This is a genomic window from Niallia sp. FSL K6-0212 (assembly GCF_038007605.1).
GTDB classification, from domain to species: Bacteria; Bacillota; Bacilli; order Bacillales; family Cytobacillaceae; genus Niallia; species Niallia circulans.
The window spans coordinates 157,284-179,101 of record NZ_JBBOXL010000002.1 but is presented as its reverse complement, the minus strand read 5'-3'; the positions used below and the strand labels follow the sequence as shown (position 1 = coordinate 179,101).

Here is a 21,818-nt window from a genome sequence, read left to right as displayed (position 1 = left end):
TTTTTTAGGAGGATATAAACATGAACTCACAATTAAGTATTTTTGATCTTAATATTAAGAAAGTTAAAGAAATAAGAACAGAAAAGCAAATTGATAAGAATGTTGCATATGACGTTGGAGACTTTATTACTGGTTCTAGAAAAGAACTAGATAAAATAAAAAGAAGATTTCAGGAAAATCATTCTGAGGAAGAATTAGAAAACATAGAAAAGCTTAATCCGCTTCTTTCAGAGGAATTAATAACCAAAAGAGAATTAACAAAATCTTTTTCTCTGAAGCTTGAAAAGGAAAATGGTGTAGAACCAGGAGTTGCTAAATTGAAGCAATTAATTATTAATAGAATAGATAAGGTTCCCGCTGTTCAAACAAAAGAGGGAAGAAGAGACTTTATGTTAGCAATCCAAAGTTTCTTAGAACTTATTAATAAAGTGAAAAAGTGGGACGATGTTTCAGACTTTATTGTTGGTTTTTCCAAAACGCTTATATTAGAAAGAAATAAAGAATCAGATACAAATTTCTTTATTTTAGGGAAAAGCTTCTTAAAATTTTTTCTGAGGGCAGGATATAAATCATCTATTAATACAGCATCAAAAATAAATACATGGGACGATATCTTTGGGAAAAAGGAAAATGGCGTAAAAGGTACAAAAAAGAAAAATAGTAAATGGGAAAGAGTATTACCAGAAAGACCTGATAGAAGAGGTGGGAAACCAAGCCCGGTAAAAAAACCTGAAGATTTGGTGGAGTTGTTTGGATTTCGAGGAGTGCAATTTGGCCATTATATGGATGATGAAAAAGGCATGGAGCATTTAGTTCGAGCTTCAGAAGCAATTTTGGATTTAGCAGATGTACTTGAAATTGATGTTACTTCTTTATCTTTAGATGGAACACTTGGACTAGCTTTTGGAGCAAGAGGAAGAGGCGGAAATGCATTAGGTACTTATGAGGCTCTATCAAGAGTTATTAATATGACAAAAAATAAAGGTTGTTTAGGAATTCTCGCCCATGAGCTATTTCATAGCATTGATCACTACATTTACATTAAAAGTCATAAAAATACAAGTAGTAGAGGATATGGAACAGAATGTAATACACTAGGTGAACAAATACCTTCTCAAATAAAAAGTGCCTTAGAATATTTATCTGAGAGTTTAAGAGAAGGAAATGGAACAGCATATTTCATAAACACAAACAAAGATGATGTAACTTATAGAGGAGTTGCTTTAAAAAGAGATTATGAACGTTTTAACGGAGATATAGCATTAGCTATAAAAAAAGAATGTACTATTCAGCGAGAAAGCATAAATAGAAGACTTGATTTTTCTCAGTATTATGGAGCATCAGAAATTTCACTAAAGAAAGAAAAAGAAAAACTCAAAAGAAGGGCAAAAAGAGAAGTTAAAAAATATGCATTGGCTATGGCTTGGTATCATGAAAAAATTACTGGAGAAAGAGTTGAAAGAATACCTTATCCAACTGATAAATCACAATATTACCTAAATGCAATCGAGTTAGACAATGGAAATGAATCTAAATATTGGAGTAATATTATTGAAATGGCTGCAAGGGCGTTTGAAGCTTACATTGCAGATAAACTATCAGCAACTAATAGACGTAATGACTATCTAGTGTATGGGACATCAGAGGAGATTGCTTTTCCTCAAGGAAAAGAGCGAGAAAAAATAAATAAAGCTTTTGATATATTATTTGATACATTAAAGATCAATGACATATTATAAATAAAAAAATATAAGAAACCCAAGATATTAGACTGACCTAGCAATATGGGACAGTAATAAAACACCTTCTTAGGCTGCCATATTACCAAACTCTATTGGTGTGTGGTAGCCTAATTTTTCTTGAATACGTTCTTCGTTATAATATCTCATAAATTGATCTACACGCTGTTTTACTTCTTTTAAAGATAAAGAATGGAATTTAACATACTGAAATTCCTCTGATTTTAGATTAGAATGAAAGGACTCCATGACGGCATTGTCCCAACAGTTTCCTCTGCGTGACATACTACTGACTAAATTTTGCTCTCTGACCCGACTTTGATACGCATAAGAAGCATAGACACTGCCTTGATCGGAGTGGATGATTATTCCTTCAGGATTCCCTCGTTTTTCTAGTGCTTCATCCAAGGTATCCATTACTAAAGAAGTTTGTTGATGGGGATAAAGCTTATAGGCAACGATTTGATTGTTATACAAATCCATGATGGTAGATAAATATAAAGTATCTGGACCATATTGAATATAGGTAATATCCGTTACCCATTTTTCGTTAGGATTGCTTGCATAAAATTCTCGCTGTAATAAATTGGGCGCAACAATGACCGATTCCCCCTGTGATTTCCACCTTCTCTTTTGCTTAATTCTACACTGAAGATGATATTTTTGCATAATCCGTTGAACAGTATTACGGTTTAATTTAATTTGATAATTACGCTTTAACAGCTCTTTGATCTTCCGGTGTCCATATCGGTACTTTGTTTCTTTGCAGAGGGAAATAATTGTTTCCTCCTCCTTAGATAACTCCATTGGTTGCGAAGATGCCCAGCGATAATACGTAGATCTTGGAACATGTAAAGCAGATAAAATAGCTGATACAGTATATTTTTTTCGTAATGTCTGTACTAATTGGAGGACAATTTCCTTTTCAACTCCTTTTCGATTTCCAAATACTTTTTTAAAATTTCATTTTCCTGCTTTAAGTGATTCATTTGACGTTCTTTTTTATCTTCATCACTTGAATTATCTGGACCATGCCCGTATGAATACTGTTTTCCTATAGGTTGATCGAATCGATGAACTTGATTTTCCCGATACCATTTCATCCACGTTTTGATTTGAGAAACATTTTTAATTCCATATTTCTGCATGATTTCTTGATTCGTAAACTGACCACTCATCTTATCTTTAACAACTGCCCATTTAACCTCACTTGAATATATGTTTTTGCCCATGCAAAACACCTCCGAGTTAGTACTTTGTTTAAGTGTACCATTCGAAGGTGTTTTATAGTGTCTCATTTATTTAGGTTAGTCTAATATCTAGCTCAAGATACCTTGGGTTTCTTTTTTATATAAAAATTACTATTAACTTCTTTATAACTCTAACTTTAGACCCTAACATTTTGTTTATTTTTTATATATACTTTATACTATAGTTTTATTATGATGATGGTAAAATGATAACTAATAGCCAATTTAATTGAAGAGTGAATAAATAAATGGAGTGTCCAAAGGACTTTAAAAATAAAGTTGTTTTCTTCCTCAAAATGGTTATAATATAGGTAATATGTCATTAACGTTACAAAAGAATAGGAAATTTATAAAGAAATTCACTGTATACTGGAACTTTATTACTTAATATCTAAAGTATAATAACAGCTAAGTAAACGTTGGTTTAGTTAGCTTTTTTTTGGTGAATTATATACTTTATTGAGAGATATCTATAGAAATTTATAAAATGTTTGTATATATAAGTTAAAATAAATAGAAGATGATATAAGAATGAGGGATATTAAGATGGAAAATTACTTATTAAAACGGATAGGTTTTACATCTGAAGATAATTATGTGATTTTATATTCTTTGTTAAAGGAAAATTTTACAAATTGTAATGAAAATATAAGATCTAGTGTTTTACTTTCTATAATTCAAGAAAAACCTAAAAATAGATGTAAAAAAGTCCAAGAAGTAAAATTGCTAATTTCTAAGGAACAAGCCGATTACTTATTAAAAATTAATGAAGAAAAAGAGTTAATAAGAGAAATAAATTCCATCATATTGAAATAATTAATATCTTTGGAAATTAATCCTATTGAATAATTCCAAAAAGTATGTTTTAATAAATTCAATATTAAATACAAAGGGAAAAACCCTATGAAAAGGCCAAATTTCGATTTGGTATTTTGTCATAGGGTTTTTCCCTTTTTGTTTAATCCATAAACAAAAGCTTGTATGATAAAATAAAAAAACCCACCTAGATACAATTAAACTATCAGGCGCTAAACTGATAGTAGTTTAATTGAGTGAAAGCGGGAGTTTTCTAAACTTATATTCTTGAAAATATTTTAACATAAATATATGTTTTAGCAAGTAAAACTCCTTCTTTAATTTGTTTACTTGGGTTTACTTAGGAGGAACAATAGTGGAAGAAGAGTATTATAATTTAAAAGGTAAAAAGGATAAACTAAAGTATTTTCGATTAAAAGATACAGGTATGTTTACGCAAAGAAGTAAATTGATAAATATAGAGGATACTCAAGAATATAAAACCTATTTTTACCCAGAGCAAGATAAATTGATCTTTGAGGAAAATCAAGTTAGAAATTTTAGTTTAGACGAGCACGGAGAGTCTATTCCAGCAATTGATGGTGAGCTTACTATTTTTAATAACTATTTTTTTGACTTTTGGGGATTTTATCTGGGAGACGCCACACGATTATATGCATATTTAAAAAGACATGCTTATGGGGAAAAAGACTATGTGTATCCCAATTTTGAATTGATTTCAGAGAAAATGGATAAATCAAGAAAAACATTACATACCTATTTAGATATACTAGAGCATTACGGCTTTGTCTATAAGTTTAATGTAATAAATGAGTCTCGGAATAATATGGAAGAGAGTCCTATTTTTAAAGTCAGGAAACAAACTCCTTTATTATCTAAAAAGCTAATAGAGGGAGATAATAATATAATTATCCCTGAAAATGCACCTGCTCATGTAAAGAAAATGCTAAAAAAAGAACGTGAAGGATTACCTCCTAGATTACGCAAAGAGCACGAAGTTTTTACCAGGAAGCATTTAAAAAACAAAGCGGATATCCTTCCAGAACAATTAGATTATGAGGAGATTTACAATAAATACTTACAATATAAAGATATACTTAAAAATATTCATAAAAAAGATAAAAGTGAAGAAGTTGACTCATCTATTACCTATTCTGAAACAGAGGTACATTTAAAAAAGAATATGACACAAGATGAAAAACTGCTTTTAGCTGTTGTTCTAGAATCTGCACAAGCAAATATTTCTAAACCCTCTTTCGATACTTGGTTTAAAGATATCCTAATAAAAGTTCAAAATAATATTTTAACTATTTATGCACCGAACGAATTTGCTATGGATTGGCTAGAAGAAAGATATAAAGATAATATAGTAGAATGGGTGAATAAAACAGGTAGTTGGATCACTGACATAAATTTCTCCCATTATGAATTTTATAAGCAAGTTTAATAATAATGTAGAGAAGCTAACTATAACAATTTTAGTAAGGACCATTTTTGGTCCTTTTCTTCATATTAATCTAGCTGCTAAGCGCACAATATTATTTTGAAGGTTGCAAATCTCTTAATAAGCAATATTGATAATAACTATGTATTCAAGAAAATAGTGTTTGTTTATTGAGTGGGAGTAATTTAGTGACACTTTATACACCTGAAAACATTGATTTTACGCCTTTTAAGTAAAACTCTAGTGACTTTTGGAGACCAAAAATCATTTGGATTGTCTCCAAGATTGTCGCCAAAAAAATCTCACCGAATGATTGTCGGTGGGTTTTTTTATTTCTGTGGTTTGCCTATATGGGAATTGGTTTCAATGTTATAATTAGGAGAAAAATTGTAAAGAGGATGAATAAAATGGCAAAGATTGAACCAAAGATTTTTGATGAGCTAAAAAATGCGTTATCTTCTTTTGATAGAAAATACTTAGTTGGGGAAGAATTGAACCGCTCAAAACTCACGGATGATTTACGGAATTATGATGAAGCACTTCTTAGCAAGTTATTTGAAGTGGAATTTATTAAGCAACATTTTATCAAGGAAGTTGCAGGAGAGAAGTTATTTCAAATTGAACAACTTGAGGACGCGATTCTCTACAATGATTACTGGGATACAAGTTACACCAGGTATGAAAATCGTGTTGGGTTAGCTTCAAAAGGGAAGTTCTTACAGGACAGCCAAGACGTGGTGTTAGATTTTCCGTTCAAAGATGGTGTGCTTACTGCTTCCATGACAAGGGAAGATAGCGAAGATGGCTATGATGATGCCTTCTTAAACGAAGTCATTGAAAAGGATGAGATTGACCGTCTTTTTGATAAGAAAATATTGACGAATGTTAAACGATTCGAGGATACTTCGTCAGTTAGTACAGATAATGGGATTGTTTCTTTTGATAAGGAGAAAGACAATCTGATTATTAAAGGGAATAATTTGTTGGCTTTGCAAACTCTTTATAATTTGTATAGCAATCAAGTTAAGCTCATATATCTTGACCCACCATACAATACTGGTAAAGATGGTTTCGGCTATAATGATAAATTTAATCACTCAACATGGCTTACATTCATGAAAAACCGTCTTGAGATAGCAAAAGAGTTATTAAGCGAAGACGGTTCAATATGGATAACATTAGATAATGCTGAAATCCATTACTTAAAAGTTTTGTGTGATGAAGTATTTGGAAGAGATAACTTCGTTAGTGAAATAGTCTGGATAAATAACAAGCAGTCTAAAGGATATGCAGATAAAATATCACTCCATCATAACACGATTCTAGTGTATAGGAAGTCTGAATATTTTTCGATTAACCTCTTGCCTAGAACTGAAGAAGACAATGTAAATTACTCTAATCCAGATAACGATCCGAATGGGCCATGGAGAGCTTCTGATGTTCGAAACGCTTTATGGCGCCCTAATCTTCAGTATGACATTGAAACTCCATCTGGAAATATTATCAAACATCCTGAAAATGGTTGGCGCTTTTCAAAGGAGACATTTGAAAAGGAGTTAGAAACAGGAAAGATAAAGTTCAATGCGGATGAAACTCGTATTATACGAAAGATTTATCTAAAAGATCAATCGGGGCGTGTTGTCGAATCAGTATGGGATACACTAACTTCAGGAACAACTCGTGAAGCAAATTCTGAAATCAAAGAGTTATTTGGCTCAACTGTTTTTGCTACACCGAAACCTGAAAAACTGTTAAAACGAGTGTTGGCAGTCGGTTCTAATGAAAAAGATATTGTATTGGATTTCTTTATGGGTTCAGCCACTACACAAGCTGTGGCAATGAAAATGAATCGTCGATTTATCGGTATCGAACAAATGGATTATATTAATACTGTATCGGTTCCAAGACTACAAAAAGTTATTGAAGGCGAACAAGGCGGAATTTCAAAAGAAGTTGATTGGCAAGGCGGAGGTTCATTCGTCTATGCTGAACTATTCCCCAAAAACATGGGCTACCTTCAAGATATTATCCACTCAAACACTACTGAGGAGCTTAAATCAGTTTATGAACGTATGCTACAAGGAACTGATACAGATGAACCTGCGGATATTTCCTTCCGTGCGGATTTATCTAAAATTGATTGGGCTGAAGGATTTGATGAAAATAAACGTCTGTTAGTTAAGTTACTTGATAAGAATGGACTTTATTATAACTACTCGGAAATTGATGATACGAATGTCCGTGATTTAGTTTCTGATGAAGATTACGCCTTCAATAAAGCGTTCTATGAAGGTGGTGAGTAATATGGCGAGAGCAAAGAAAGCTTCTGCTAACGTTCGACAATTCCCCTTAGTTGAGCAGGCTGAGATGGCAGAACAAAACTTATTTAGTCAACATCAAGGGTATGTTATTCCAGAGTATATCAATCAAAATTTACTCCATACGTTACGTGATTATCAAGATGAAGCAATGCGTAACTATCATTATACGCAAACCCAGATTAACCCAAGTCCTCAACACGTTCTGTTTAACATGGCGACTGGTTCAGGGAAAACGGATTTGATGGCGGGTCTAATTCTCTACCTTTATCAGGAACATAAGTATCAGAATTTCTTGTTTACGGTAAATACAAATTCCGTCCTTATGAAAACGATGGATAATTTGGTAAATGAAAATAGTGAGAAGTATCTTTTTCAAGAGAAGATTGAGATTGAAGGACAACGAATTTATATTCGACAAGTTGAGCGTTTCCCTCGTGTTCGCCAAAATAATACCATCTATATTAAGCTTTCAACCGTGCAAAAGCTATCAGATGATTTGTTTGTGTTAAAAGAGAACACAATGGGTTTATCCGATTATGAAAATCATCCTGTGGTTGTTTTGGCTGATGAAGCCCATCACTATTCCGCAAGCACAAAATCAGAAAAAGAAGCTGAGAACACTTGGGAATTTGCTATCAATAAGATTCTAAGGGCTAGGGATTACGAGGAGCAAAAGAATCTATTACTAGAGTTCACGGCAACAGTGGATTTTGATAAGGAAGCAATTTACAACAAGTATCGTGATAAAGTCGTTTACCGTTATCCGTTAAACAAACTTATGTTTGATGGGTACTCTAAGCAGGTTAAACGTATTGAAACATCCGCAAGTGATGAAGATAAAATGCTAAACGTGGTGTTACTCTCACAATATCGAAAATATCGAGCCTATGCTGAGGGTGTCGCGGGATCGTTCAAGCCCGTGATTATGTTCAAATCACCAAAAGTTGCAATCTCACTTGAAGCAACAAAAGTCTTTAATGACCTCATTGCTAATCTAAACGTAAGTGATTTAGTGTCATTCATCCATCGTCAGCGTGTATTGGATAGTAATGAAAGCTCTGCACTAGAGTTGGCTTATAATTTCTACCTACAAAATGAAGATGATTTAGCAAAGATTGTTCGTGAGATTAAACACGACTTTGACCCTCGAAATGTTTTGAATGCTAACGATGCCAGTGGCAATATGCTTGAAAAAGGTCAGTATGAAGCCTTGAACACTCTCGAAAGCCCAAACAACCTCTATCGTGTAGTTTTTGCTGTGGCAAAACTTACAGAGGGATGGGATGTACTCAATCTGTATGATATTGTTCGTATCGAAAAAGAAGCAGGCACTAACAAGAACGCTACCATGGTTGAAGCTCAACTGATTGGACGTGGTGCAAGGTATTATCCATTTGAAATAGATGGTGAGAAAAGCTATCAGCGGAGATATGACAATGATTCCTCAAATAAGCAATTATTTTTGGAAACCCTCCACTACCATACAATGAATGAACCTCAATATTTGAAACAGCTAGTGGGCTCTTTGAAACAAATGGATTTACCAACGGGACAAGATAAGAAAAATCCGCCTATTGAAATTAAAGTTAAACCTTCCTTCAAGAAAACAGATACCTATAAAACAGGGAAAATCTATTATAACGAAGCCGAGGACGTATCAGTTGAATGGTTCGACTCTATTGAAAAGTATGGAATTAACCATAAGTCAGATATATCTCGAAGCTTGAACTATGGTAGTCGGGAAGTTTCTTATAAAGCTACTGTTGAAAATATTGAAACAAAAACTATCAGTATAGAAAAATTTGATGTTCGTTTCATTAAGAAAGCCATCCAACGCTTGGAGTTTTACCAGTTTGATAATTTGAAAAAGTATCTTCCCCTCCTGACTTCTATGAAAGAATTTATCTATGGAGAAAAATGGTTAAATGCAGGGAATTTGAAGCTCTTCTTGACTGTTCCTAAAGGATACAAAGCGTCAGATATTTCTCCAAATGAGATTTTGAAAGTAACTATCGATTTATTGAAAGAGTATGAAGTAAAATTCAAATCAGGTTATATTAAACAACGAGGAACCAATAGATTTATCGGCTATCCGATTAGGGAATACTTAACAAATTACAACAAGCGTGTTCCAGAGTATGACACCGTCAACCTTTTGAATGTAGCAACTCAAGAGGTTGACGCTTATGAAATGGATGATGAATTTTACGTTTATGAAAAAGCAATCGTCAACAAGCTAGAATATGAGTTGATTGAGCGAATTAAAGCCTATGTAGATGAGTTAAAACAAAAATACAACAAGGCTGTCTACCTATTCCGAATGGACGAAAATATGCACCGCGAATCAGCAAAAAGTGAGAAACTTAAGTTGCATCAATATGGATCACGCATCAATCGTGCAGGCGAAACAGTAGACATGCACTTACAAGGTTTTCAACCTGATTTTATTTTATTCCTTGAGGATAGCAATTTTTATTTCCAAATATTCATTGAACCAAAAGGAATGAGCGGCGACAGGTTTGTCAGCGAGTTATGGAAACAAGACTTGTTATTGTATATGACTGACCACCAAGCAGAGATGGAATTTGAAGATGATACAAAGAATGTCCGAATTAGTGGGTTGAAATTCTACACTAAGGGTGATGGTCAAAAAACTATGGCTCAACTTGCGGAAATTACTCAAGTGCAGGAAGTATCTGTTTCCTCCTCGGCTCAAGAAATATTAGAGTTATCTATTGGAATGGAGCTGGGTGGTGAGTAAGATGGCAAGAGCAAAGGAAACTTTAGAACCATCCTTTGATAAAACATGTGAGTTAATTTATAAACTTGCTTCAGCTCGGATAAGTCAAAAGTATGGTGAATGGAAGAAAAAGCAACCTAATCGTGGTGCCATGATTGAGATTTACCCTGATAGAAAATTATTTGGTAACGTTCTGAATTGTATAAGAACAAAGAAGGATAATCCATATCTTTTAACTATAAAGTTGGCAAAGGCAATCGAAGAACGATTAGATTTTCATGACCTAAACGAAGTCTATTGGGGTAGTGACCCAGAATCATACTTTGAAGAATTGTTTACCACTCTACTCTTAGATATGCATACTTGCAAAGATTATTCTAAGTTTTGGATGGAAACTCCCTTAACAACAGAAAGTGAAGTCAAAGACTTTTATCGACTTAATCGTGAATCCATTGTTGAAAACAAAGAAGTTGGAAATGGACAAAATGGTTATGAAGAATATAAGTCTCTGAAAGACCGTTTTATTGATTTCACATATAATAAATACGATTATTTCGAATTAGTTGATGAGGTTGGGGAGTATACTGATGGGGCATCTGTTCATAACAAAGATGGTGAAACAGTCCTGACGTTTTACCAACTACCACTAAAAATAAATACTTTTGCAGAGAAGGTTCTACTTCCATTCGTGAGTGGTATTTGCCTTAATAATCTATTTGATTCCTTTGAAGAAGCTCCAACTGAATAAAAGAAAATATTGTATCATATAGGCTCTCGCTTTGTGCGGGGGTCTTTTTGTTATGTACAGATTTTTTTCCCCCCACATCAGAATTTGAATAGTGTCATACTTTCAATATCAAATGAACAGCAAACATTTGATGTTCTAAGGTCAGTCTTGGTTGCAAACAATTCTGACCCACAGATTGACTAGTTGCTGATAGTCAATACAAAAAGAAAGCAGGGGAAATGTACTATGAAAACAAAAAACTCACAAAATGCATACAACGAAAAAACGGCACGTCAGTATATTTCTGACGACAAACCAATCATCAATGTTTCTTCTGAGATTGAAACACAATATAACTGGATTGAGGGAAAACGTACAGATGAGGTGACAGGCTACAAGCTCTACTTCACTCAGGAGGGAGTTAACCCATTCGCTGTGAAATTTGTCAAAAAACCATCGTTGCCACCGTTTCTTTCAGAAGTAAAATTGGATAATCTGGAAGCCATCGAAATTCGCTCAAATGTGTACTTCCGTTCAGAAGGGATACGGGTTGTTAAATAATGAAGAACTCAGAACTTGAAGGGTACCTGCTCCAAGCTCTGAACATGGCATTGCAGATAAACGGTGAGACTTCTTACACCAACGCATTTAATGTAAGGGTAGCGGACGAAGGCTTTTACTTCGTCCCTCGCCTACCTGCAAGCTATGTCGTTGATAATGAGCTTTATCAAAAAATCTATCTTATTAGTAACGCGGCTCTATACCCCAATTTTACGTTATTAAAACAGGCGGGAGCTTATTTTGTCCCATTGAAAACGGATGATATTCATATGAAACGTGCTCTTTTCTTCCCATGGATAAATGGTATTTCTAAGCGATTGGTTATTCGGGACATTGACGAATATGTTGCGAAATTACCAGTGAACAAAGTACCTGTCATGGAAAATTTCGAGTTCAATTTAAATAAGGTTACAAGTATTGCTATCGCAGGAAACTCCGGGTCAGGTAAATCTTATTTTCTCACCTACCTTCTATGCGTATTGAAGAAGAACTCGAAGCTAGTAATTGTAGACCCCAAATTTGATATGCCAAGTAGATGGGGCAGGGAGAACAACGTTAAGGTTATTGCCCCAAGCGATAACCGAAACAAAAGCGATTACGTTTCAAGTGTGAATGCCGAACTTAGTCAGAGCTTGGAGCTAATTCATCAACGGCAACAGGTGCTTTACAATAACCCTCAAGCTGACTTTGAACACTACACGTTGGTCATTGACGAGGTTCTGGCTCTATCAGATGGGACTGCAAAGCCGATTAAAGAGGCGTTCTTTAGTCTATTATCTCAAATCTCATTGTTAGGCAGGGCTACAAAAGTCCATTTGCTACTGGTATCACAAAGATTTGATAGTAATGCCATTCCTATTTCTTGCAGAGAACAACTTAATGTACTGATTCAAGTGGGCAATATAAATAGCAAAACGACACAGTTTTTGTTCCCAGACTTGTCACTTGAAGGAATAGTCATACCGCAAGGAATCGGGACGGGATTGATACAAGTTATTGACTCCGAGCATCCGTTTCAAATTGTTCCATTATTAACGCCAACAATTAATGATTTGAAAGGAATAATGTAGATGGGGAAACTGGGTAAATCATACTTCATACGCACGTTTCACATTAACGGCTTTCTGTTAATAAGCTCGTTATTGCTACTTTTAGTTCTAGTTACATTCAAGATGATAGGCGCTTTTCTGCAAGCCGAAACAAATTCATCGCTGATTGAATATGCAAAATTCTTGTACAAAGTTGCGGATGTAGTTTCCAAACTCTTAGAAGGCATGACTGCGGTATCTTTCTTGCTTCTTCTTATGTTAGTGGTTCCTGAGATTGTAACAAGGATATCTAAGGATTCTCTAGGAAATTGGTTCAAGTCAATCTGGGTGAGCCACCGTTTAAGAAGGTTTTTAGTCAGGCAAACCGACCATGAAGGAGAAGGTGTTCTCAAGATTCAACAGCATAATAGATCAATACGAAAATCCGTCATTGATATTAGGAATAAAAAAATCACCTATCTCGTTAAATTGCCAAATGACATGCAAGCCCAAAAACTAATCTTAGAAGCAAAAGAAATTCTTCGAGAAGAAATATCAAGTCGCTTTCCAGACTACACTTTCTCGAATTTTGAACGGTACAAACACTGGCTGAGAATTGAGGGAACAAATATGAGGTGACGAATATTGGAGCTTTTGCCTGCCTTAGGCAGAAGCAAATAAGCTCCGATATTTTAAAAATTGGCGGAAAAATACTCCACGGGGCTACTACGACCCCCGTGGGATCAGTAATCAATAATCAAGGAAGGCGACTATGGGAAAAATTAAAGAACAACGAAGTAGCAAGTGGGCATTCTTGATTTACAAGGAAAGTGCTCCGGAAAATTATTTAACGATATTAGAAGAAATGCACGTCCCATTTATTTTGAGTCCATGGCATGACGAAGATGTGAACATGGAGACGGGCGAAATTAAGAAATCGCATAAACATGGTGCTTTCTTCTTCGATTCACTTAAAAGCTTCTCACAAGTTAGCGAGATGATAAGCGAAAAGCTGAATGGTCCTGCTCATGTTGAAGTGGTGATGTCCCCAAAAGGAATGTTTGACTACTTCACCCATGCAGAAAATCCAGATAAGACAACTTATAGCATTGATGACATCGAAAGTGGATGTGGCTTTGATTTAGCTAAATTTCTTATTGAACAGGAAGGCGGTTCATTCTTGAATGAGGTTATTGATATTATCGAAGAAAATGATTTTATTGAATTTGAAGAGATTGTTTCATTCGCAAGAAAGAATAACTCAATGCTATTGTCTCTCATCGTTGATAAAACCTATTTCTTTGCAAAACTCTTAGATTCAAGACGGTACAACTCTGAAAGGCAGAAAGAATACTTCAAATTAGAAAAGGGGAACGTTAATGTGCAAGATGTTAGTGAGTAAAGAAACCCTTATTAGATCAGGTTTTCCACCTTATACGGCTTCTTCGATTCTTAGACAAGCGAAGCATTTTATGGTACAACAAGGGTATGAGTTTTACGAGGGGCGCCGTGTATCGATCGTCCCAATACAGGCGATAAAGTCCGTTATCGGTGATGTAGAGTTTTCCGAAACGGAGGAATAAATTTGCCAAAAACTAGCTACCAAGATGTCTACCAAGACAACAAAGGGCAATACTATTATGAGGTAAGCTTAGGTACGGACAAAATCACAGGAAAACGTATCAAGCGGAAAGGGCGCAAGTCACAATCTGGAAAGAAATTTGAAACAGCAAAGGAAGCGTATGCGGAAGCTATCCGTGTGAAAAATGACTTCTTACAAACTCAAGGTTACTCAGATTATGGCATGACCTTTGAGCAATTCATGAATAACGTCTACATTCCGCACTATAAGACTGAAGTGACTGAGGAAACTTTTGAGTCAAGGAATCCAACGCTGAAAATCCTTTTGGCACGGTTTGGAAAGAAGCCAATGCGAAAGATTACTTTGCATGATATTCAATTTTTCAGAACGTGGCTTTTGGATAAAAACGCGGCAGGGTACTCACAATCCTATGCTTCAATGGTCTTTGGAATGTTGAAGAAAATTCTTGAGTTTGCCGTATCACTCAATTACCTTGATAAAAATGTTGCTCGACAAGTGAAACCAATCCCCAAGGGGAAAACAGATGTTGCTTACTGGACGAAAGATGAATTTGAAAAGGTGCTTTCAAAGATTTACACGGAAGACTTCTATGAGCATTTATGCTTCGTCATGTTGTGGATTTACTATATGACAGGCGTTCGTGTGAATGAAGGAACTGCACTTTGGTGGAATGATATTGATTTTGAGAAGAAACAGCTTCGTGTTCATCATATGCTGATTACCAAGAGCCGTAATAATTACAATCGTAAGAATCACACGAAAACGGCTGATGGGAAACGGGTGCTTGCCTTAGATGATGATACGCTTGAAGTATTGCGTATCTGGAAAGAACGTCAAGCACAACATGGAGACATAGATTTCATTTTCTCCTATGATGGCTTACCTATGATAAAGTCAACAATCGCTCGAATTATTGCACGTTATGCGAAGCTTGCAGGTGTGCCAATAATACAGGCGAAAGGACTTCGCCATTCGCACGTTAGCTTTCTCATTAACGAACTGAATGCTTCGGTTTTAGTTATCTCAAAACGACTCGGGCATAGCTCGCCAGAAATTACGCTAAAACACTATGCACATTTGTGGCGTGGAATTGATGATGGTGTCGCCGAATCTATGGCAGGGATTATCAAAATTAAAACCGCCCTAAGTAAGCAATTTGCCTTTGTCGGTAATCAAGCGGTGAAAAAGATGTCGCCAAAACTGTCTCCAAAATAGTGGAAACATCCTAAAAACGTGATAACAACAGGCTTTATTAAGTCTAACCACCCCATTGAGATGGAATAATTGTAGGTGAGCGGCCTCTCTTTGAATAAAAGGTTTCGACCCTTCTCCTATTGTCATTGCATTATTTGCTTCTAACTCTTTTTCAGTGTTTTTTCGAAGGTTCGAGAAGGGATCATTACAGGGGAACAGTAAAAATGTAAAAAGAAAAGGAGATGAGAATTAGAGGTAGTTATGATTAATCAAACGCAATCAAACAAGTAAGGTGAGATCTATGGAAGAATTTGAATATAAGACTAGCAATTATTTATGTAAATTGGATGAAGAGCATTTAATAATAACAGTTTTTAAGAACGAGAGAAAAATTGGCAGTATCCAAAATAACCACAATATAAAAAATTAATAGGGGAGAATTCTTGCAGCTGGTACAACATTACACCATGAAGTATGTGAAATAATATTGTAGGTAGCTTCTATATATATAAGTTATAAGGAGGATATTTTTTCTTTTTTAATAAAATTTCTTTTAATATAAAACCACTTTAATTAACAATGATTCAAAAGAAATATAATAAATTTTCCAATATATAGTTTAACAAGAAGTGTTATGCTTAAGTTAGTTATAAATACGTGTAAATAATTTGTGTGCATTATCTTTTTATTTAATTTTGAATACAAATAATCCCAAAAATGTGTTAGAGTATTACATAAGAGGTAATATAACCAATGTTAAAGAAAAATATCATACTCAATTGTTCAACAAAATGGAATCCCCATAAAAGCAGAGTCAAATATTGATTTATATACTCTATATTATTCCTGGAAGCAAAATTATTAACTAATACTCATGATTTTGAACCTTTTTTTGCAAGATTATAAAATGGGTAATTTATATGATATATGGCTTTATTCAAAAATTTTAAAAAACCTCAACTTTCAACCCCTTCTAGAGATTCAATTATTACCAAACAATTTACTATCAACAAACGATTACTTTTATCTTTTCACGGAGAGATAGCAAACAAGAACTAGTGAACTATTTAATTTCTACCAAAATGGCTCTGGAAATAATAGATAAACTCTCTTATGAGTTATCAGATCAAATTTACTTTACTATAAGTAATTGGCTTATAGTAAAGTATTCTGAGTTTGAATTAGATACCAATAAATATGAAATTGTTTCATTTTCTGGGTTTTAAATTTATTTTCTTCAATAGAAATAACATTGAAAAAACAAGGAATTGAAAATCCGTCAATTATTAAACAACTAAATCTTCTTAATTTTCAGAAATCTCTCTCGGATACAAAATAGGACATACAATTAATGGAATCAATAATGGATATTAATCAACAATTAGATAAAGATATTGTTCCAATTGAGATATAAAAAAATTACCGAATTAGAAAATCAAGATGGAGGTTATCCATTATATAGCCAACCTAACGAAAAATCTGATATTTTAACAACATACTCTAGTATATAATTTTTTTAAGTCAATTGAATTTAGAATAAACCTCACAAATAAGCAACTCATATTTAAATTACTAATTTAAAATAAGTGTTAAACAAAGGTATCAATTAAATTGATATAAACAACAAAAAATTTAGGGAGGAGAAAAAATGATGAAAAAAATAAGTTAACTGGAATGTAAGCGATTGTAATCAATGTGGAAACTTTGCCGGAATTAATGCAGAGGTAATTAGAGTTAATGATGGGGTAGTAATGTAATGGTTATTTTTACCTGTTTTTGTAGTTTTAAGAAGGTATGCAGGTGCTTTTGAAAAACATGTAATTATTTGAAAATTCAATCATTAGGAGGGGAACTATGAAAGGATTAAAGGGTATTCTGAAGGGGACGATTTTCGCGTTGATTTTTTTATTAATGGTTCCACAAGTAAGTTTAGGTTACAGTGGTGAGGAAGAAGAAAATGTAGAACTAGGAGAAAGTGTTAAGGTTGAAGGTCAGTTATCAGAACCGGAATTCACTACAATGGCTGCACATACAGCAGTAACTACGCTTTCAGGACCAACAACTGTGAAAAAATTTGTTAGGTACTTAACAGGATCATGGGCAAAAGCAAGCTCATATACTTGGAGTAAAAGTCAATCAGCAAGTTCAACTATATCTTCTAATGTTGGGGTAACTGCAAAAGGTATTTCAAATTCATTAGGGGTTTCAAATTCTGTGACAACCACTTATAGTGTTGCCATCACTATTCCAGCAAGCAACAGTAAATATAGTAAACTTGCTTTTTATAGTGATTATAATAAGAGGTATGTCAGAGTAAGATTGTATAATACACAAGGTCTGTTATATTCTGATAAAAAAACTTACCATTATGCTCCGCGTAAAGATACTTATTTACAGGTCGTATATCAATAATTGAGCGAGGAAAAATTTCATGATACAAAGCCGAAAAAAAGTATTTAGTTTAGTAACAATTGTTGCTTTGGCCTTTGTTGTTTTCTTTTTGATATTTCAAACAAACAACAAACGTGTCGAAGGTAATCAACATAACTATATAAATCTCAAATTCGGTGATAACTTTATAAGTTATATCGTTGAGAATAAAGATGGTATGGCCTTTAATATTTTTGGTGTTCAAGATGTCCAAAACACCAATTCTTCAATTAAAGACTTGGTGTCATCTATTGAGTTTAACAATCCAAATATTGATGTTATAGATTACCAAGTGGATGAAGGAATTATATACCAAAACTATAAGTTGATTAACATCATTGTTACTACTAAGGTCTTAACCGATAAAGTTGAAACAGCAGATCAAGTTCTTATTCAATTTGGTAATGAGGATGTAAAAGCATATAATTTTGGGAATTTAGCTATCCAAAGTGATGTTTCTTATCAAGATCAACATATTGAACCCTCGGGTAAATATAATGTTGGTTATCCTTCTTTATCTTTAGATGTTAGTGTTAAAAATAAAACAGACAAGGATATTAATTTTTCTGAAATTCACGACCTTACGAAAGACATTTCATACGAGTTTGACCAGTCTTTCAACATTCATTCACAAGAAAAAAAGCAAATAAAAATAAATAATCTTAATAAAAAAAGTGAAGGAAATCATGATTTCATGACCATTACACCTATCCTCTCATATACCTTCGGAAATAGTAAGTATGTGTATAATATGCCCGGTGTTGTTTATGGAGTTCTTGATAATGATATTGATAAAATAAAAAAAATTATTAATTAAAAAAACAAAACAGTTCTATTCCGTATTGAGGGCGCTTCTGAGCGTCCTTTTTTCTTTTACTTTAACCCAAGGGGATTACCAAAGGAAAATCCCACGAAGGCGAGAGAGCCTTATATGGCGTCTGGCAACGGTAACGGACCGAAGGTAGGATAAGGAGTTGACGGACTCACTGCACCAAGAAACTCTTGGTGTGTCAAAAGGCGAACGTTAAAAGTAACTTTCACAGGAAGTGGTAACGGAGATAAATTGCTTGTTTATACAAAGTATACCTTTAACGGAGCTACATTCTCCATTGCAAAATCACCAGCGCTTTCTAGGACCAGTTGCACTGTTGAACGGAAATTTATACCGGTTAATATATAGAGACCAAATATTTATCATACAATACCTTTCGGCGTAAAAAATAAATCAAATAATATATTAAATTTATCTATAATGCTATAAGATATTGGATTGCTTTATATGATTTTGGTCTATATAGCATAAAGATTAACTTCTATTTGTTATTATTTAATTGCCAAAAAACATTTTCGTCATTCTTCCTGTATCTTTAATATGCTTATATCTTATAATTCTTTTTCTTTAGTGTTATTAAAAGAAAATACATTTTGAACAATCTTTCCTCAAATTTTTGTATTCTTAAAAATAATAAAGAGTCATTAAAATGTCTTAAGCAATCTTTATTCAAAACTACAAATAATGTTAGAGTTACCCACTAATATTTTCCGCATTATCAAAATTGTAAGGGAGGGTTGTAAATTTTCCAATGCGTTTTGAATTTTTTACATCCCCCCTTGCAAAATTTACAAAGCGGAAATATAACATGGGGTTGTAAAAATTACAAGGCGCAATTATCTAATAATTTTCGCTTTGTAAAATTTTCAACCCCTATTGTGAATTTTTTAAGGTATTTATAGGTTGAAAAATTTCCAAGGGGCGGTTGTAATTTTTGCAAGCAAATAAATACTAAGTTAATAAAAACAATTCTTTTAAAAATATATATTATATAAGGGAAAACCAATTTTGTTATCTACTTGTCTTAAAAGAAAAGTAGGGATATAATACCACTATACAAATGTTTCGTACTTTTATTTTTTATTTGCAATCCCTTAAGGGATTAGCAGTCTTAATATAACGTTAACAGCCTTTGTGGTTGATGAAAATAAATAGCTTATAAGCTATTTATCTACATTAAATCACAAAGGCTTTTTTGCGTTATTTTAATGAAGCACTTGTATAGATGAATTCATAACAGAAAGGATTGAGAGAGGTATGACGACGAAAAAGCAATCTAAAAAGAGAAAATTAAAAGAGGGTACCAAGAATTCTAGGACCACCAAGGAACTAGTAAAACAAATCGAAAAGAAAGTAGAACAGGATGGATATTGCATTTTAAAGCAGATTCATCATGGGAATGAAACTTACCATAAAATTTGGTGGTGGATGGAAATAGAATTAATGATTGGAGAATATGACGTAGCAGCTAACAAGGTTAAAGAAATAAAAGATATCAATATCGAAAATCGACAGAATCTACTAGATATAGTAGCAGGATTAGAAGGAAGCGTATCCCTTGTGCCGCTTGTTAAAGATTAAACCAATCAGGAAGCACAATGTAATGGGAAATGAGATTATAACCACACACAAAGGTGAAAATATGAACATAGAAACTGTTCAGTTCTCGTATTTCAAATACAAAGATAGATATATAGAATATTGCGGTTATCAATACAACCAATATTGGTTTTTGATTCATAATTCAAAAAGATCCGAAGTAGTGTCTATATCTAATGAGCTTTGTCCATCTTTTGATACAGCAATGTCTTATATATCTAATATGTATATTGATAAAAAAATGAAATAATAAAAGGGAGGTGCCCTACCTAATTAGATAGAGGCATCGATGCTTTCTATTCTTATTAGGTAGAAAGCATGAAGGAAACTAAAACGATAAGTATAACAGAAGAGTTAATAGAAACACCAAAAATGATTGAAGTATATCTTGATGATGCATGGCAGACTGCTTTTTGCTATGGATTAGCCTATGAAAAACCAAAGCAAAATTGGCAAAGAGCAAAACTGCTTTTAACTATTATTGCTGGTAATGATTCTACTGTACAAGCTATGAAGGCTGCTATTGATATAGGATCAAGTGGTTTGTCTTTCGGAAACGGAGAGAAAGGCTTAACAGATTATACTTATACAAAAGAATTGGAACTCTATACAGAAAAAGGGAAATACGAAAAATTTCCAATGACTATTATTAATAATAGAAAAGCAATTGTTGTTGTTCATGATGAATTAATGGGAAATGATGATTATATTTTATCTTTTACTGGGGATCCAGCAGATGACTTACGTACAGTTTTAGGCGGAGGCAAATTTGGACTACATATCCTACCCGAATGGAAAGATATTATTTTTCATGAATTTTTAAATATAGGAATTTTACAATCTGTAGATATTTACTTTGATTCTAAATTATTTCCAAAAGGATTTTCCTTATTTAAGTTACAAGCTACAGAAGAAGAGGTTGATAATTTAATCTCTAAAATGATTAAAGAGAAAAAGTTAAGATTCCGCAAAGAGGGTACTGGAACTGAAGTAGAAATGGTATCAGATTTGACAGAGTATATGCAACAAAATGTTGAGGGAATGATTAATAAAGTTAGCAGAGAGGTATCACCAATTCATAATCCTTTAGTGGATCATATTAGTCCTAAAATTAGTACTTATAAACGTGAATTGTTTCCAGTTCAAGCTCATGTAAGTACTGCTGTAGCGAAAAAACTTGCTAAGAGTAAGGCTGTAATCATCCAAGGCGAAATGTCGACAGGTAGTGCGGCACGTTCCGCTATAAGTGTAGCTTAAACACGAAAAGCGGGGGCCGAATCTTTATAAGATTGGTTACAACTCTTTAAACGATTTACAGGGTGAAATTTCCCTGTCATGGCTAATATTCCAAGTCAAGTCATGTCTATGAGACTCCTACATGCGTCTATCATTCCAATGTGATAGAGGTCTGAAGCTAGGTGAAGTCGTCCTTGAAGCGAACTCGTTGAACGTGGATATAGGGCGGTAGGCTTTAAAAACATTCTATGATGAGCGAAATCGAACCCTCGTATGTACGCTCCGTTACTCATTCCCC

17 protein-coding genes are annotated in these 21,818 nt (G+C 33.7%); 16 read left to right on the top strand and 1 reads right to left on the bottom strand.

Annotation, left to right across the window (positions count from 1 at the left end; translation table 11 throughout):
• The first annotated feature begins 20 nt into the window (after positions 1-20).
• Positions 21-1,739, top strand: a complete 1,719-nt coding sequence (locus MHH96_RS24535) for an LPD1 domain-containing protein (RefSeq protein WP_341118269.1) — start codon at positions 21-23, stop codon at positions 1,737-1,739.
• A gap of 69 nt (positions 1,740-1,808) precedes the next feature.
• On the opposite strand, the gene MHH96_RS24530 is transcribed toward MHH96_RS24535, so the two are convergent.
• A protein-coding gene (locus tag MHH96_RS24530) for an IS3 family transposase (protein WP_163187703.1) occupies positions 1,809-2,971 on the bottom strand; the annotation gives its coding sequence in 2 pieces (ribosomal slippage) (positions 1,809-2,695 and positions 2,695-2,971; 1,164 coding nt in all).
• A 564-nt stretch (positions 2,972-3,535) separates the two neighbouring features.
• Here MHH96_RS24530 and MHH96_RS24525 point away from each other — a divergent pair.
• The 15 genes from MHH96_RS24525 (at position 3,536) to MHH96_RS24455 (ending at position 21,541) form a co-directional block, all read left to right on the top strand.
• Entirely contained in the window at positions 3,536-3,805 is a 270-nt protein-coding gene (locus tag MHH96_RS24525) for a hypothetical protein (protein WP_016205235.1), read from the top strand.
• A gap of 355 nt (positions 3,806-4,160) precedes the next feature.
• Positions 4,161-5,252 carry a DnaA N-terminal domain-containing protein gene (locus tag MHH96_RS24520; protein WP_144545608.1) on the top strand — a complete coding sequence of 364 codons (1,092 nt, stop codon included), beginning with the start codon at positions 4,161-4,163 and terminating at the stop codon, positions 5,250-5,252.
• Between the two features lie 404 nt (positions 5,253-5,656).
• Positions 5,657-7,552 carry a site-specific DNA-methyltransferase gene (locus MHH96_RS24515; RefSeq protein WP_341118268.1) on the top strand — a complete coding sequence of 632 codons (1,896 nt, stop codon included), beginning with the start codon at positions 5,657-5,659 and terminating at the stop codon, positions 7,550-7,552.
• A gap of 1 nt (position 7,553) precedes the next feature.
• Positions 7,554-10,331: a DEAD/DEAH box helicase family protein gene (locus MHH96_RS24510; protein ID WP_341118267.1), complete on the top strand. Its 2,778-nt coding sequence runs from the start codon at positions 7,554-7,556 to the stop codon at positions 10,329-10,331.
• 1 nt (position 10,332) lies between these two features.
• A complete protein-coding gene (locus tag MHH96_RS24505) occupies positions 10,333-11,058 on the top strand; it encodes a hypothetical protein (RefSeq protein WP_341118266.1) in 726 nt (241 codons plus the stop codon).
• Positions 11,059-11,283: 225 nt separating this feature from the next.
• A complete protein-coding gene (locus tag MHH96_RS24500; RefSeq protein WP_341118265.1) occupies positions 11,284-11,598 on the top strand; it encodes a hypothetical protein in 315 nt (104 codons plus the stop codon).
• Complete coding sequence (locus tag MHH96_RS24495; RefSeq protein WP_341118264.1) at positions 11,598-12,668, top strand: helicase HerA domain-containing protein; 1,071 nt, start codon at positions 11,598-11,600, stop codon at positions 12,666-12,668. Before MHH96_RS24500 ends, MHH96_RS24495 begins: the two co-directional genes overlap by 1 nt.
• Positions 12,669-13,265, top strand: coding sequence for a hypothetical protein (locus MHH96_RS24490; protein WP_341118263.1), 597 nt, complete (start codon positions 12,669-12,671; stop codon positions 13,263-13,265).
• Positions 13,266-13,398: 133 nt separating this feature from the next.
• The gene (locus MHH96_RS24485) at positions 13,399-14,028 is read left to right on the top strand and encodes a replication protein (protein WP_341118262.1); all 630 of its coding nucleotides are present in this window, start codon (positions 13,399-13,401) and stop codon (positions 14,026-14,028) included.
• The gene (locus MHH96_RS24480) at positions 14,006-14,209 is read left to right on the top strand and encodes a DUF3173 family protein (RefSeq protein ID WP_341118261.1); all 204 of its coding nucleotides are present in this window, start codon (positions 14,006-14,008) and stop codon (positions 14,207-14,209) included. The genes MHH96_RS24485 and MHH96_RS24480 overlap by 23 nt, the downstream gene beginning before the upstream one ends.
• Positions 14,210-14,211: 2 nt before the next feature.
• A complete protein-coding gene (locus tag MHH96_RS24475) occupies positions 14,212-15,444 on the top strand; it encodes a tyrosine-type recombinase/integrase (RefSeq protein ID WP_341118260.1) in 1,233 nt (410 codons plus the stop codon).
• Between the two features lie 1,833 nt (positions 15,445-17,277).
• The gene (locus MHH96_RS24470) at positions 17,278-17,835 is read left to right on the top strand and encodes a hypothetical protein (RefSeq protein ID WP_341118259.1); all 558 of its coding nucleotides are present in this window, start codon (positions 17,278-17,280) and stop codon (positions 17,833-17,835) included.
• A gap of 19 nt (positions 17,836-17,854) precedes the next feature.
• On the top strand, positions 17,855-18,670 hold the full coding sequence (locus MHH96_RS24465; RefSeq protein ID WP_341118258.1) for a hypothetical protein: 816 nt from the start codon (positions 17,855-17,857) through the stop codon (positions 18,668-18,670).
• A gap of 1,272 nt (positions 18,671-19,942) precedes the next feature.
• The gene (locus tag MHH96_RS24460) at positions 19,943-20,266 is read left to right on the top strand and encodes a hypothetical protein (protein WP_152116068.1); all 324 of its coding nucleotides are present in this window, start codon (positions 19,943-19,945) and stop codon (positions 20,264-20,266) included.
• Positions 20,267-20,602: 336 nt separating this feature from the next.
• On the top strand, positions 20,603-21,541 hold the full coding sequence (locus tag MHH96_RS24455) for a hypothetical protein (RefSeq protein ID WP_213086491.1): 939 nt from the start codon (positions 20,603-20,605) through the stop codon (positions 21,539-21,541).
• Positions 21,542-21,818: the final 277 nt, after the last annotated feature.

Bases quoted from the DNA above. Each gene is read 5' to 3' on its own strand.
- MHH96_RS24480 (WP_341118261.1), top strand. From the start codon at position 14,006: ATGTGCAAGATGTTAGTGAGTAAAGAAACCCTTATTAGATCAGGTTTT.
- MHH96_RS24515 (WP_341118268.1), top strand. From the start codon at position 5,657: ATGGCAAAGATTGAACCAAAGATTTTTGATGAGCTAAAAAATGCGTTA.
- MHH96_RS24485 (WP_341118262.1), top strand. From the start codon at position 13,399: ATGGGAAAAATTAAAGAACAACGAAGTAGCAAGTGGGCATTCTTGATT.
- MHH96_RS24525 (WP_016205235.1), top strand. From the start codon at position 3,536: ATGGAAAATTACTTATTAAAACGGATAGGTTTTACATCTGAAGATAAT.
- MHH96_RS24470 (WP_341118259.1), top strand. From the start codon at position 17,278: ATGAAAGGATTAAAGGGTATTCTGAAGGGGACGATTTTCGCGTTGATT.
- MHH96_RS24500 (WP_341118265.1), top strand. From the start codon at position 11,284: ATGAAAACAAAAAACTCACAAAATGCATACAACGAAAAAACGGCACGT.
- MHH96_RS24495 (WP_341118264.1), top strand. From the start codon at position 11,598: ATGAAGAACTCAGAACTTGAAGGGTACCTGCTCCAAGCTCTGAACATG.
- MHH96_RS24460 (WP_152116068.1), top strand. From the start codon at position 19,943: ATGACGACGAAAAAGCAATCTAAAAAGAGAAAATTAAAAGAGGGTACC.
- MHH96_RS24465 (WP_341118258.1), top strand. From the start codon at position 17,855: ATGATACAAAGCCGAAAAAAAGTATTTAGTTTAGTAACAATTGTTGCT.
- MHH96_RS24505 (WP_341118266.1), top strand. From the start codon at position 10,333: ATGGCAAGAGCAAAGGAAACTTTAGAACCATCCTTTGATAAAACATGT.
- MHH96_RS24535 (WP_341118269.1), top strand. From the start codon at position 21: ATGAACTCACAATTAAGTATTTTTGATCTTAATATTAAGAAAGTTAAA.
- MHH96_RS24455 (WP_213086491.1), top strand. From the start codon at position 20,603: ATGAAGGAAACTAAAACGATAAGTATAACAGAAGAGTTAATAGAAACA.
- MHH96_RS24510 (WP_341118267.1), top strand. From the start codon at position 7,554: ATGGCGAGAGCAAAGAAAGCTTCTGCTAACGTTCGACAATTCCCCTTA.
- MHH96_RS24490 (WP_341118263.1), top strand. From the start codon at position 12,669: ATGGGGAAACTGGGTAAATCATACTTCATACGCACGTTTCACATTAAC.